The 12,650-nt window shown below is 49.1% G+C and carries 12 protein-coding genes; all 12 read right to left on the bottom strand.

From position 1 onward, the window contains the following. Positions 1-187: 187 nt before the first annotated feature. Positions 188-589 carry a ClpXP protease specificity-enhancing factor gene (locus BCF53_RS18025; RefSeq protein ID WP_207902782.1) on the bottom strand — a complete coding sequence of 134 codons (402 nt, stop codon included), beginning with the start codon at positions 587-589 and terminating at the stop codon, positions 188-190. Then, positions 589-1,218, bottom strand: coding sequence for a glutathione S-transferase N-terminal domain-containing protein (locus BCF53_RS18020; protein WP_132703967.1), 630 nt, complete (start codon positions 1,216-1,218; stop codon positions 589-591). Before BCF53_RS18020 ends, BCF53_RS18025 begins: the two co-directional genes overlap by 1 nt. Positions 1,219-1,320: 102 nt before the next feature. Beyond that, positions 1,321-2,085, bottom strand: coding sequence for a cytochrome c1 (locus BCF53_RS18015; RefSeq protein WP_243645868.1), 765 nt, complete (start codon positions 2,083-2,085; stop codon positions 1,321-1,323). Next, on the bottom strand, positions 2,082-3,320 hold the full coding sequence (locus BCF53_RS18010) for a cytochrome b (protein ID WP_132703965.1): 1,239 nt from the start codon (positions 3,318-3,320) through the stop codon (positions 2,082-2,084). Before BCF53_RS18010 ends, BCF53_RS18015 begins: the two co-directional genes overlap by 4 nt. After that, entirely contained in the window at positions 3,320-3,913 is a 594-nt protein-coding gene (gene petA / locus BCF53_RS18005) for a ubiquinol-cytochrome c reductase iron-sulfur subunit (protein ID WP_132703963.1), read from the bottom strand. Before petA ends, BCF53_RS18010 begins: the two co-directional genes overlap by 1 nt. A 197-nt stretch (positions 3,914-4,110) precedes the next feature. Further along, complete coding sequence (gene rpsI / locus BCF53_RS18000; RefSeq protein WP_132703961.1) at positions 4,111-4,500, bottom strand: 30S ribosomal protein S9; 390 nt, start codon at positions 4,498-4,500, stop codon at positions 4,111-4,113. Between the two features lie 11 nt (positions 4,501-4,511). Next, on the bottom strand, positions 4,512-4,940 hold the full coding sequence (rplM, locus tag BCF53_RS17995) for a 50S ribosomal protein L13 (RefSeq protein WP_132703959.1): 429 nt from the start codon (positions 4,938-4,940) through the stop codon (positions 4,512-4,514). Between the two features lie 227 nt (positions 4,941-5,167). After that, entirely contained in the window at positions 5,168-6,745 is a 1,578-nt protein-coding gene (gene prfC, locus BCF53_RS17990; RefSeq protein WP_132703957.1) for a peptide chain release factor 3, read from the bottom strand. Between the two features lie 200 nt (positions 6,746-6,945). Then, the gene (locus BCF53_RS17985; protein ID WP_132703955.1) at positions 6,946-7,557 is read right to left on the bottom strand and encodes an OmpA family protein; all 612 of its coding nucleotides are present in this window, start codon (positions 7,555-7,557) and stop codon (positions 6,946-6,948) included. Beyond that, entirely contained in the window at positions 7,557-8,888 is a 1,332-nt protein-coding gene (locus BCF53_RS17980; RefSeq protein WP_132703953.1) for a TolC family outer membrane protein, read from the bottom strand. The genes BCF53_RS17985 and BCF53_RS17980 overlap by 1 nt, the downstream gene beginning before the upstream one ends. Positions 8,889-9,036: 148 nt before the next feature. Beyond that, positions 9,037-10,506 (bottom strand): HlyD family type I secretion periplasmic adaptor subunit, encoded by a 1,470-nt coding sequence (locus BCF53_RS17975; protein WP_243645867.1) that lies wholly within the window; start codon positions 10,504-10,506, stop codon positions 9,037-9,039. Beyond that, on the bottom strand, positions 10,499-12,649 hold the full coding sequence (locus tag BCF53_RS17970; protein WP_132703951.1) for a type I secretion system permease/ATPase: 2,151 nt from the start codon (positions 12,647-12,649) through the stop codon (positions 10,499-10,501). Before BCF53_RS17970 ends, BCF53_RS17975 begins: the two co-directional genes overlap by 8 nt. Between the last annotated feature and the right edge of the window lies 1 nt (position 12,650).

The following is a 12,650-nucleotide window of genomic DNA, read 5'->3' as shown; positions in this document are numbered from 1 at the left end:
TTCAAGGAGGGCGTATTCTACAGCGCCATCCTTGCTTGTCAACTCTTTTTTTTGAATTTTTTCTTTAAGAATCAATTCCTTACCGAGCTAACCGCCAACTCAGCTCCAACCTTCACAGAGGTCTTCCCTAAGCAGCGGAGGCGCATTATAGGGAGGGATTTTTTTGAGTCAATAACTTATTTTGATTTTATTTCACGACTTTCAGAGAGGGGCGCTTCGCGCCGGATTTATCCTGATCTTTCTCTGCTTCAGCAGCATCTTCTTCCGCAGGAAAGTCGACCTCGAAGCCCATACCCTGACCATTCTCTTTAGCAAATACAGCCGCTACCGAACCGATCGGGCCAACGATATCTGTAGGAATACCACCGAAGCGAGCGCTAAAAGTGACAGCTTCGTTGGTAATGGAAAGATCACGCACGGCCGATAAAGCAATGTTCAGTGTGATCTGACCATCGCTGACAAAATCCTGAGGCACCTGAACGCCCGGATAGTCCGCCATGAAAACAATATAGGGGGTACAGCCGTTATCAATGATCCACTCATGGATAGCGCGGATCATATACGGCTTATTCGAGGTCATACCAGACATCAGTCGCGCATCTCTTGCTCGATTTCAGACAGGCTGATCTGGAACGATTCACGCTCAAAAATTCGCTCCATGTACTTATCAATAGACTTAGCCTGTTTCTCTGACAACTCAACACCCAATGACGGCAGGCGCCACAAGATTGGAGCAACACAACAGTCAACAAGGGTGAACTCATCGCTCATGAAGTAATCTTTATCATCAAAGACAGGTGCAATAGCCAGCAGACTTTCTTTCAGCTCTTTACGGGCACGCGTAACGCTGTCTTTGCTCTTGGCGGCAACGATAGTGTCTACCTTAGAGCTCCAGTCACGACTGATGCGAGCAATCAATTGACGCGATTCAGCACGCGCAACAGGATAAACTGGCAACAAAGGCGGATGCGGGAACCGCTCATCCAGGTATTCCATCATAACCAGGTGTTCAAACAGGACCAGCTCACGATCAACTAGCGTTGGCAGATTGCTATAAGGGTTGATGTCTGAAACCTCTTTTGGAACGGCATCCGGCTCACAATCTTTAATATCGACAGTTACACCTTTCTCTGCCAATACAATTCGAACACGATGACTGTACTGACACGCAGGGTCAGAATAAAAAGTCATAGATGACCGCTTCGCAACAACGCCCATTAAGTACGCTCCCAATATTGAATAAGTTAGAAACAAAACAAGCGCAACCGAGGTTGCGCTTAATTTAGGTAATATACACTATTTTAAAAAGAATTATTTGACTTAGTGCTTAATATCTTTGAACAGCTCTTTCTGCAATAACAGCGACACAAAGAAGAAGACTGCAAGAAACGCAAACACATAGAGGCCAATTCGTTTACGGTCCATCTGGTACGGCTCGCCCATATAGTTCAGGAAGTTCACCAGGTTATAAACAACCTCTTCATATTCATGAGACGTCAACTCACCCTCAACCGAATAACCGGCGCAAGCATCCGAATGAATTGATTCACCCGTCAGCGGGTCAATTTTTGCATCTTCAGCCGGATGAGGTGCCGATGAGCACAAACCTTGAAGATCCATCAATACATGCGGCATACCCACATCTTTGAACACTGCGTTATTAACACCATAGGGGCGCGTTTCGTCTTTATAGAAGCCAAGCAGATAGCTGTAAACCCAGTCAACGCCACGAACCCGGGTCACCATGGTCAAATCTGGCGGTGCCGAACCGAACCAAGCCTTGCCGTTTTCAGCTGACATAGCAAACTTCATCAAATCTCCGAATTTTGCATCCTCAGCGAAGACAATATTCTCCATGAATATATCTTCGGGGATATCCAGATCTCGGGCCACCCGGTTGTATCGCGCATAGCCCAGTGAATGACACCCGGCGCAATAGTCCATGTAGGTGCGCAAGCCATTCTGCAGAGATACAGTATCTTTCATATCTGGCGACATATGTTCCAGATGGACATCGCCACCCGCTGCCCAGCCGGTCGTAGCACCAAACAGCAGGCCAGCAGCCATTATTATTTTTTTAATCATCGCGGAACCCTCTCCGGTACAGGCTTGGTTTTTTCATATTTTGTATACCACGGCATTGCCAGGAAGAACGCAAAATAGATAACCGTACAGATTTTGGCGATGATGCCATTCAGGGTACTGACAGGCTGACCGCCAAGGTAGGTCAGTATCGCAAAAGCGATCGCAAAGACGATAATTGCCGTTCGGCTCATCCAACCCTTGTAACGCCAGGAGCGAACCGGGCTGCGATCCAGCCATGGCAGAACAAACAGGATTGCAATAGCACCACCCATTGCCATGAAGCCACCCAGTTTTGCTTCAATAAAGAGAATTGGGAAGTCAACTGCCCTTAAAATTGAGTAAAACGCTCCGTAGTACCAGGTGGGCGCAATATGCTCAGGCGTTTTCAAACCATTTGCCGGCTCGAAATTAGGATGCTCCAGGAAGTAACCGCCACCCTCTGGCATGTAAAAGATCACTGCGCAGAACACGAACAGGAATAAGGCAACCTGTGGCATTTTGCCGACTGTAAAGTATGGATGGAATGGCACGCCGTCCAGCGGTACACCCTTGTCATCAACATGCTTCTTGATATCGATACCGTCCGGATTGTTTGAACCGACCTCATGAAGTGCCAGAACATGCAAAACGACCAGTAGCGCCAGCACCAGAGGCAAGGCAATAACATGCAGTGCAAAGAAGCGGTTCAGTGTAATACCGGAGATCAGATAGTCACCGCGGATCCACTCAGTCAGGCCATCGCCAATAACAGGAATGGCGCCGAACAAAGAAATAATCACCTGAGCACCCCAGTAGGATGTCTGACCCCATGGCAGAACATAGCCCATGAAGCCCTCGGCCATCATCACCAGGTAGACAAACATACCGAACACCCAAATGAGCTCACGCGGCTTCTGGTAAGAGCCATAAAGCACGCCACGGAACATATGCAGATAGACGGTCAGAAAGAAAAACGAAGCGCCCGTGGAATGCATATAGCGGATAAGCCAGCCCATCTCGACATCGCGCATTATGTATTCAACAGAATTGAAGGCCTCCTCCGCGCTTGGCACATACGACATCGTCAGCCAGATACCGGTCAGGATCTGATTAGCAAAGACGACCATGGCCAACAAGCCAAATACATACCACCAATTGAAGTTAATCGGTGCATAGTATTTAGACATATGCTTTTCATAAGCACTCGTGACGGGAAGACGACGGTCGATCCACTCCATAATTGCAGGCTTAGCCATTAGACTGTCTCCTCACCAATGGTTATTACTCCGCCATCGATACGATGAGGCGGCACCTTCATATTGGATGGCGCGGGAACATTCTTGAAAACCCGTCCGGCCAGATCAAATCGGGACCCATGACAGGGGCAGAAAAACCCACCCTGCCAGTCGGCATCATAAGTTTGTGGCTCTACTTCAGGAACAAATTTAGGCGAGCAGCCCAAATGAGTACAAACACCTTCAAGCACCAGCAGCTCGTCGCCGAGCGCTCGGGTATCATTTTGGGCATAAGTAGGTTGTTGCGACTCTAATGACGACTCCGGATCCACTAGTCTGGATTTAAAATCGGCGTCCTTCAGAACTCCAATAGACTCAGGCGTACGTCGCAAGATAAAAATCGGTTTGCCACGCCATTCAGCGATGACCATCTCACCGAGCTTAAGCCCGCCGACATCGACTTTAACCGGAGCACCAACAGCTTTTGCTTTTTCACTGGGGAACCATGATTTAACGAACGGTGTGGCCACTCCCACTGCCCCAACTGCTCCAACAGCACCTGTAGCAATGTAAAGAAACCGGCGCCGACTTTCATTCACGCCGTCTTGACTCATTATTATAATCCTCAATTGGTAAGGAAATTTTATTCTAAAGTAACCCTGAAAGGTGCACGGGATACTAAAGAAGTTAGATCATTGAGACAAGAATAGCAGCTGTCTGGCAGCTCGTATTATTGTCGTACTTTAGGTGGGGATATAACAAAAAAGCCCGGATAATCCGGGCTTTGAGAGATAACGCATACAGAGATGTATTAACGCTTGGAGAATTGTGGCTTCTTACGTGCTTTACGCAGACCAACTTTCTTACGCTCAACGGCACGAGCATCACGAGTAACGAAACCAGCATCGCGCAGAGGCTTACGCAGGTTTTCATCGTACTCGATCAGTGCACGGGTGATACCGTGACGGATCGCACCAGCCTGACCATTGTTACCACCACCTACAACAGTGATGTACAGATCAAACTTTTCGCTCATTTCAACCAGCTCAAGCGGCTGACGAACGATCATACGAGAAGTTTCACGACCGAAATATTCTTCCAGTGAACGCTTATTGATGACGATATCGCCTTTACCTGGACGCAGGAAAACGCGTGCAGTAGAGGTTTTACGACGACCAGTACCATAGTTTTGTGCTGTCATTTCATTCCCCATTAAATCTTAAGTTCTTTGGGCTGTTGAGCAGTATGCGGATGTTCACTACCTGCATACACTTTCAGCTTCTTCAACATGGTACGGCCTAGTGGAGTACGAGGAATCATACCCTTCACTGCCAGTTCAATCGGGCTTTCACCTTTATGAGCAACTAATTTCTCGAAGCTCATAGACTTCAGGCCACCTGGATAACCAGTGTGACGGTAGTACATCTTGTCTTTTGCCTTACGGCCAGAGACATGTACTTTCTCAGCATTGATAACAACGATGTAATCGCCAGTATCAACGTGAGGTGTATATTCAGCTTTATGCTTACCACGCAGACGACGTGCTACTTCAGTTGCCAAACGACCAAGTGTTTGGCCTTCAGCGTCAATCACGTACCAGTCGCGCTTTACTTCAGCTGGTTTTGCTACAAATGTTTTCATTTAACTCCGCCTAGTTTAGTGGGGGGCTCAGGGGTAGTTAATCCAAATTGAGGGCGCGGATAATACAGAAAGGTATTTGAAGGCGCAACCGGTATTAGCGGTTAATTTCAAACTATTTGAGCGATCCGCATTTTCCGCTATCAACCCGCCCACCAACATAGATTGGCAGGCGATTGGCAACTGATAAAAACAGTGGCTACTGCCTTTTCAGATGCCCACCACCTGGATTAGTGTTCGCGAGTCTTACGGAACTCGACTTCAGGGTGGCGCTCTTGCGCCATCTGTAAATTAACCATCGTAGGGGCGACATAGGTCAGGCTGTCTGAGCCATCCAGCGCCAGATTGTCGTGAGCCTTGGTTCTGAACTGCTGGAAGGTTTTCTCATCGTCGCACTCAACCCAGCGGGCTGTAGCTACGCTGATTGGCTCATACACGGCCTCAACCTTATATTCTGATTTCAGGCGATGCGCGACCACATCGAACTGCAGCATGCCCACGGCACCTACGATCAGGTCATTGTTTTTCAATGGTCGGAACACCTGCACAGCGCCCTCTTCCGAAAGCTGCATCAATCCCTTTTGCAATTGCTTGATCTTCAGCGGGTCTTTCAGGCGAATTCGACGGAACAGCTCTGGCGCGAAGTTAGGGATACCCGAGAACTTGTAATCCTGGCCCTGTGTGAAGGTGTCGCCGATCTGGATAGTGCCGTGATTGTGCAGACCAATGATGTCTCCCGGATAGGCCTCTTCCACGGCGGCACGATCGCCTGCCAGGAAGGTCAGGGCATCGGATATGCGCACATCCTTGCCGATGCGAACGTGCTTCATCTTCATGCCTTTTTCATACCGCCCGGAAACAATACGCATAAACGCTATACGGTCACGGTGATTCGGGTCCATATTGGCCTGAATTTTAAAGACAAAGCCGGACAAGCCTTCCGTCGTTGCTTCGATGGTTTCGCCGCTGGCCTCGCGTGGCTGTGGCGATGGCGCCCATTCAACCAAGCCATCGAGCATGTGATCAACGCCGAAGTTACCCAAAGCCGTACCGAAGTATACCGGCGTCAGCTGGCCGGCCAGGAAGTCTTCAAGATCAAAGGGGTTGGCGGCAGCCTCAAGCAACTCAACCTGCTCACGCAGCTCTTCCGCATAGCTGCCAAGCGCAGCATCCAGCTCCGGGTTATCCAGCCCTTTAATGACCCGGCTATCCTGAATGGTATGGCCCATGCCGGATTGATAGAGAATAACCTCATCGTTCAACAGGTGATAAACCCCCTTGAACTCTTTACCCATACCGATCGGCCAGGTGATCGGCGCACAGCTGATCTTCAGGACGTTTTCAACCTCGTCCATCAACTCAATCGGGTCGCGAATATCGCGGTCCAGCTTATTCATAAAGGTGATGATTGGCGTTTCACGCATACGCGCCACATCCATCAGCTTAATGGTGCGGTCTTCCACACCCTTAGCAGAGTCGATCACCATCAGGCAGGAATCCACTGCGGTCAGTGTACGGTAGGTATCTTCAGAGAAGTCTTCGTGCCCGGGGGTATCGAGCAGGTTGACCAGATTATCGCCGTACGGGAACTGCATCACCGAGGTGGTAATGGAAATACCCCGCTCTTTCTCCATATCCATCCAGTCAGACTTAGCATGCTGACCGGATTTCTTACCCTTTACCGTACCGGCCTGCTGAATGGCGCGCCCGAACAACAGCACCTTCTCAGTGATGGTCGTTTTACCGGCATCGGGGTGCGAGATAATAGCAAACGTACGTCTGCGTCTGACTTCTTCTAGGAATTGCATGGCTTCAATGGGCTCTTATTTAACGTGCTGTACTCATAGGTGTACTCAATGATTTTTCGCAGGGCGGGTTCGCTGCACCCTGAATCTGCCGCATTGTAGCAAAAGGATGCCCTACAAAGGTAGAAAAGCCCGAAGTACAGGCTTCAGGCTTTTATGAAAAGAAACAACTGACAGAATCTGCCGGATACTCTCAAGCAGAATCACTTACCGGGGGTATAAACTGTCCAGCGCAAGACATCAAACTTGATTTCAAAAGGTTCTGAGTAGGCCTGCACACGGCGGTTCGATGCATGGCTTGATTCAGTCTCTCCAAATACCTTCAACCGTTGAAAGCCATATGAAGTCACGTCAATGCGTTCCGACTCTATGCCATACACGTTGACGAGCACATCGCGAACAGCGCCCGCTCGCGCCATGCCTAAGCGAATATTGTACTCTTCCGAGCCCACTTTACTGGTATGCCCTTCAAGGGTCGCGCGAACCATTGGGAACTGCTGCATGTAATGGGCAAGCACAGCAATCTTTTCAACATCACCTTCGACAAGCTCGGCAGAATCATTGGCGAAGCCCAGTTCTAATGAGATATCGAGTTGCTCAACGCCCTGATCTCCACAGCCATAGTTACCCACATCTGCACCGGGTACGCTATCAGGGCATTGCTCCCTGGCATCGATAACACCGTCACTATCCTCATCTTCCAGCCCTACACGCTGAGGGTAATCTTCAACATTGTCGGGCATGGAGCTGATTTCATACAGGCTGCTGCAAGCACTCACTGAGAATATAAATGCCGAAATCAAAAATAAACGCATTATTCTGCCTCCTCTTGCCACTGACTGGGAACGGCCACCCTAAGCGCATCCAATAGCTGACCAGAGGCATTCAACAACCGGTATTTTGACAATTGGTACTGAGTATCAACCGATATATAGGAGCGGCGGGCTTCAAACAGTTCGTTTTCGGTATCGAGCAAATCCAGCAGCGAGCGTCTGCCAATATCAAACTGCTTGTCATAAGACTCTTTCGTGGCATAGGCAGCCTCTACATGCTGCCGAACATACGTCAGCTGAGTGTTTAATAATTCGTATGCATGCCATGCCAATTCGACACCCTCTTCCAACTGTCGATAGGCCCTGATATTAATCTCCTTCGCTTCGGAAAGCTGATAGGCAGATTCACGCACGGCTGCGCTGTCACGACCACCATTGAACAGATTCCAACGAACCCTGATCATCGCTGCCAGATCGTTCTCATAGCCTTCTACGCCATCACCGTCGATGGTTCGCCTGGCGTCAATCTCAAAACTCACCTGAGGGTAGTTTTCACTCTTTCTGTTCTTGTGCTGCGCTTCTGCGGCTTCAATATCGTAGCGGGCGGAAATCAGGGTGGGGTTAGATTCTCTGCCTTTGGCCAGCGCGATTTCTTTCGTTTGTGGCACCCTATCGGCATCGGCAATGGGTGGTACGAGAGCATCCGGACGCTGATGCACAACACCAAAAAACTGGCTCTGCGCGTCCAGTAAATTATTTTGAGCGGAGATCATATTGGTTCTCGCGAGAGCAACGCGTGCATTAATTTGGGTGAGATCGGTAGAGGTGCCAACGCCAGATTCCGTGCGTTGACGAATCTGCTCATGCACTTCCATATGCTTATCAAGATTCAACTTAGACAAATCTAAGATCTGCTGAGCCTCTAATACGTCCAGATAAACTTCCACGACATCGAGTGCCATATTTTCAGCTTCAGCCAGCAGTGCATATCGATCGGCCTGTGCTTCAGCCTGAGTTCGGGTTATGTCACTTTGAACGGCAAAGCCCTGAAACAGCATCTGGCGAAAGGTTAAGCCGACCTCTTTGCGAATGTAATTTACACCATCATCTTCGCCGCTATCGCGCAGGCTCGGTGAATTGGTATGTTCCGGGCCGATACCAGCATCGACATCCAACGTTGGTAGATAGCCGCCTTTAGCAACAGCAATCTGCTCTTGGCTTGCTTTAAATTGGTTGAACATCACTCTTAAATCGGGATTACTGTCTAATGTAAAAGCAACCGCCTGCTCCAGAGATTGAGCTGAAACAGCAGTATGTAAGCCGACTGCAAAAACAGCAGTGGCTGCAGCAGCAACCCTTTTTAATTTTCTCATTGTTACTTCTCTATTAACTAGTTAATAACACGCCAGATCGTGAACACTGTACCAAACTATCATTACAGCGGTAATGATTAGCGTTTAAAAAAGTGCCCCTCTTTTAGTTGAACTCAGACCCTGCACTGCCCACGCTTCAGCAATGTGACTAACGCTCTCTTAAGGCGGTTTCTTTTGCGCGTAAAATCGGTTTTAACAGATAGTTCAAGACCGTCTTTTTACCGGTAACCAAGTCTACTTCCGCAACCATACCAGGAATGATGGGAAGTTGATGTATCCCCTCTCCAAGGTGGTTTTGATCGGTCAGTATCCGAACCAAATAGAAACTGTCACCCTCTTCATCTTGAATCGTATCTGCACTGATGTGTTCGAGCTTACCTTTGAGCCCGCCATAAATGGCAAAATCATAGGCCGTAAACTTTACTACGGCTTCTAACCCGGGCCTAAGAAACGCAATGTCTTGCGGCAGAATTTTTGTTTCAACGAGCAGCTTATCCTCTACCGGAACGATCTCAATAATATCCATCCCCGGTTGAATAACGCCACCGACGGTTGTGATATTCACTTTCTGCACCGTACCCTTCACCGGGGACTGAACCGTGGTTCGGTCTACGCGATCCTGCAAGCTAATCTCGGACTCACTGATCTGAGACCACTGCCCTTCCAATTCGTTCAGTTGGTCTTGCGTTTCAGCCCTGAATTTTGAAGCCAATTCCCAACGTTTAGAGATGAGCTCCTGCAATTCGAAATCGACTTTAGGAACAAGCAGCTGCAAGCTGGCTAACTCCCCTTTGATGTCATTTACTTCGCGCTCAAGCCCAATAAGCTCTACACGCGAAACAACGCCCGATTCTGCGAGCGGAATGGTGATGGCAAGCTCTTCCTCTGCCAGCGCACTGGAGGCCTGCAGATAAGAAATTTTTGACCCCAGCTCGTTCTGCTCCTGCTCTTTTTGCGCCACCTGACGCTCAACAATCGAAAGTTGACTGCCAAGATTATTCAATCTTTCTTCAAGCGCAGCCTGCTCTCGTTGCACCACCGATGGAAAGTCTTTTTTAAAGGCATCACCCAGAGGCAAAGGGGCTGTTTCAATTTGAACCGATTGTTGCCAATCCTGAATTTGATCGGAACTGTGAACCTTAACGCTCGCTAAAGCCGCTTTATGACGGGCAATGCTGCCTTGCAGATTAGCCAGCTCCTGAAGGTTTTCTCTCAGGTCTGACCGAAAGCGGGTATCGTCTATGAGCAAGAGTGGCTGACCCGGTTCTACGGCCTCACCTTCACGCACAAAGATCTCTTTGACAATCCCTCCCTCTAAATTCTGCACGATTTGCAACTGCTTCGAAGGGATAACTTTGCCAATGCCCGTTGTCACCTCATCTAGCTCGGCCAATGAAGCCCATAGGATGGCTGACAATACGAAAGCCACGATCAAATAAAGAAGGTGCTGGGTATAGCGTGGTGTTTTGAGCAGTAATGCCGCATTGAGATCATCAACGTAGGATAGATCCGCTTCACTGGGATGCTTTAACTCCTCCATTGCTTTTGCTTCAATAGACTCCAGTTTTAACTGCTCATCAGCCTGTTTTTTCAATCCTTTTCCTGAATGATCAGACACGAACCTTCCCTCCGGATAAAGCCTTAAGAACCTCATCTTTAGGCCCATCTATAACCAGCTTTCCTTGCTCTATCACAATGACTCTATCGACCAAATCCAGCATCGACATCTTATGGGTAATCAACAATAGCGTTCTCTCGCGGGTCAGCACCTTCAGTCGCTCCCGAACGGCGGCCTCTGCGGAGTTATCCATATTGCTGGTCGGCTCATCCAACACCATGATCGGCGGATTAAATAACAAGGCTCTGGCTAACGCCACCGACTGTCGCTGGCCGCCGGAAAGATACTGGCCACGTTCACCAACAGGCCTATCCAAACCTTGCGGTTCAATATCCGTAAAGGTATTCACACCCGCTAACTCTGCCGCCCGGATCACACGAGCATCTTCGACATGCGGCACGCCCAGAGATATGTTGTCGCGAATAGAGCCGAAAAAGAGATGCACATCTTGCGGCAGGCAGCCCATTTTTTGGCGAACATCGGCTGGGCTTATCTGTTGAATATCGATACCGTCGATTCGAATTGCCCCTGAACCAGGCTGATACAGCCCCATCAGAAGTTTTTCAATAGTGCTTTTCCCGGCCCCAATTCGACCGATGATGGCAACCTTCTCTCCCGGTTTAATAGAGAAAGAGACGTTCTTTAACGCCGGAAGCTGGCTTTCGGGGTAGGCAAAACTGATGTTATCAAACTGGATACTGCCATCGATAAAAGGCCGGTGCAGATAACGCTCCATATTCTCTTCTGGCAATGACATGATTTCATCCAGCGTACTCAGAGCTGATTCGGCCTGATTGTAGCGTGTCGTTAACATCGCGACCTGTGAAAACGGCGCAAGCGCCCTGCCACTCAACATGACCGCTGCAATAAGCCCACCCATAGAAATTTGCGCCTCGGCGATCAGATAAACCCCAGCAGCAACAATAAAAACGGTATTCAATTGCTGAACCAGTGAGCTCACATTGCCTACTGACGTAGCGTATTTGCGCAGGGCAACACTCCACTTGGCATGATGACCAACAAGCTCTTCCCATTTATGCTGGTACTGGCTCTCCGCTCCGTTGATCTTTAGCGCCTCAATACCGGAAACAGTTTCAATTAAATGCGCATTTTTTTGTGTGGCAAAACGACCGCCTTGTTCGACATGCTCTCGCATTCTCATCTTTACATACAAGCCGTAAAGAACCATGAGAACGATGGCGATGACTGGAACGATGGCAACAGGCCCGGCGACCAAAAAGATCACCAGAATAAATAACACCGAGAAGGGAACATCAATAAAGGCGCTAATTGTGGCAGAAGTAACAAACTCCCGAATCGAGTCAAACTCCTGAATATTACGGGCGAAAGCACCTACCGATGGCGGCCTGGCATCCATTCGCAGGGCTAATACCTTTTCAAACAGCCGCGATGAAAGCAAGACATCGGATTTTTTGGCGGCTAAATCGAGCAACTTGGCCCTGAGCTGTTTCATAACAAAATCAAAGCCCACGACAATAATCATTCCAACCGCCAATACCCAGAGCGTTTCCATGGCTTCATTGGGAATGACCCGGTCGTAAACGTTCATGACAAACAGCGGTGACGCGACCGCAAACAGACTGACAAAAAAGGAAGCGACCAATGCATCGCGATAAATGGGTAAAGACAGGCGCATCGTTTGCCAAAACCAATGCCCTTGCTTGGTTTTTAAACTTTGCGGTGCGCGCGCATCAAACCGATAACGTTTACGCACGTAGAAGAGGTAGTCTGAAGCTTGCTCTAACAGCGCATCTGCCGAAACCCGATCGACGCCATCAGGCGTTTCAGGCCAGGCCACTTCGTACTCATCTCCAAATTTTTTCAGCACGACACAAGCGCGGCCGCCTTTAAGAATCAAAACACAAGGAAGCAAAAGTTCGGACACGCTGGTTAAAGAAGAGCGCGTTAGCTTTGCCGTTAACCCGCCACGTTCCGCGGCACGGGCAAATTGCTGCAGAGGCAGGCGCCCGTCTTCCATCGGCAGGCCACTGCCTAATGCGCTGGCAGAGAACGGTTTTCCATAGTACCGGGTTAAGAAAACCAGGCAGTTCAGCAGAGGGTCTGCCGGGGTCGAGCCATGTATGGTTGAAGAGCTTTGCGATGTATCTGTTTCAGATGTCATA

The sequence above is a fragment of the Reinekea marinisedimentorum genome (assembly GCF_004341165.1).
Lineage (GTDB): Bacteria > Pseudomonadota > Gammaproteobacteria > Pseudomonadales > Natronospirillaceae > Reinekea > Reinekea marinisedimentorum.
The sequence above is the reverse complement of the archived record's forward strand: the minus strand, read 5'-3'. Positions and strand labels throughout refer to the sequence as shown.

What these genes read in the sequence shown, in the direction of transcription:
- BCF53_RS18025 (WP_207902782.1), bottom strand. Translation starts at nt 589, where the DNA reads ATGTCTGGTATGACCTCGAATAAGCCGTATATGATCCGCGCTATCCAT.
- BCF53_RS18020 (WP_132703967.1), bottom strand. Translation starts at nt 1,218, where the DNA reads ATGGGCGTTGTTGCGAAGCGGTCATCTATGACTTTTTATTCTGACCCT.
- BCF53_RS18015 (WP_243645868.1), bottom strand. Translation starts at nt 2,085, where the DNA reads ATGATTAAAAAAATAATAATGGCTGCTGGCCTGCTGTTTGGTGCTACG.
- BCF53_RS18010 (WP_132703965.1), bottom strand. Translation starts at nt 3,320, where the DNA reads ATGGCTAAGCCTGCAATTATGGAGTGGATCGACCGTCGTCTTCCCGTC.
- petA (WP_132703963.1), bottom strand. Translation starts at nt 3,913, where the DNA reads ATGAGTCAAGACGGCGTGAATGAAAGTCGGCGCCGGTTTCTTTACATT.
- rpsI (WP_132703961.1), bottom strand. Translation starts at nt 4,500, where the DNA reads ATGACAGCACAAAACTATGGTACTGGTCGTCGTAAAACCTCTACTGCA.
- rplM (WP_132703959.1), bottom strand. Translation starts at nt 4,940, where the DNA reads ATGAAAACATTTGTAGCAAAACCAGCTGAAGTAAAGCGCGACTGGTAC.
- prfC (WP_132703957.1), bottom strand. Translation starts at nt 6,745, where the DNA reads ATGCAATTCCTAGAAGAAGTCAGACGCAGACGTACGTTTGCTATTATC.
- BCF53_RS17985 (WP_132703955.1), bottom strand. Translation starts at nt 7,557, where the DNA reads ATGCGTTTATTTTTGATTTCGGCATTTATATTCTCAGTGAGTGCTTGC.
- BCF53_RS17980 (WP_132703953.1), bottom strand. Translation starts at nt 8,888, where the DNA reads ATGAGAAAATTAAAAAGGGTTGCTGCTGCAGCCACTGCTGTTTTTGCA.
- BCF53_RS17970 (WP_132703951.1), bottom strand. Translation starts at nt 12,649, where the DNA reads ATGACATCTGAAACAGATACATCGCAAAGCTCTTCAACCATACATGGC.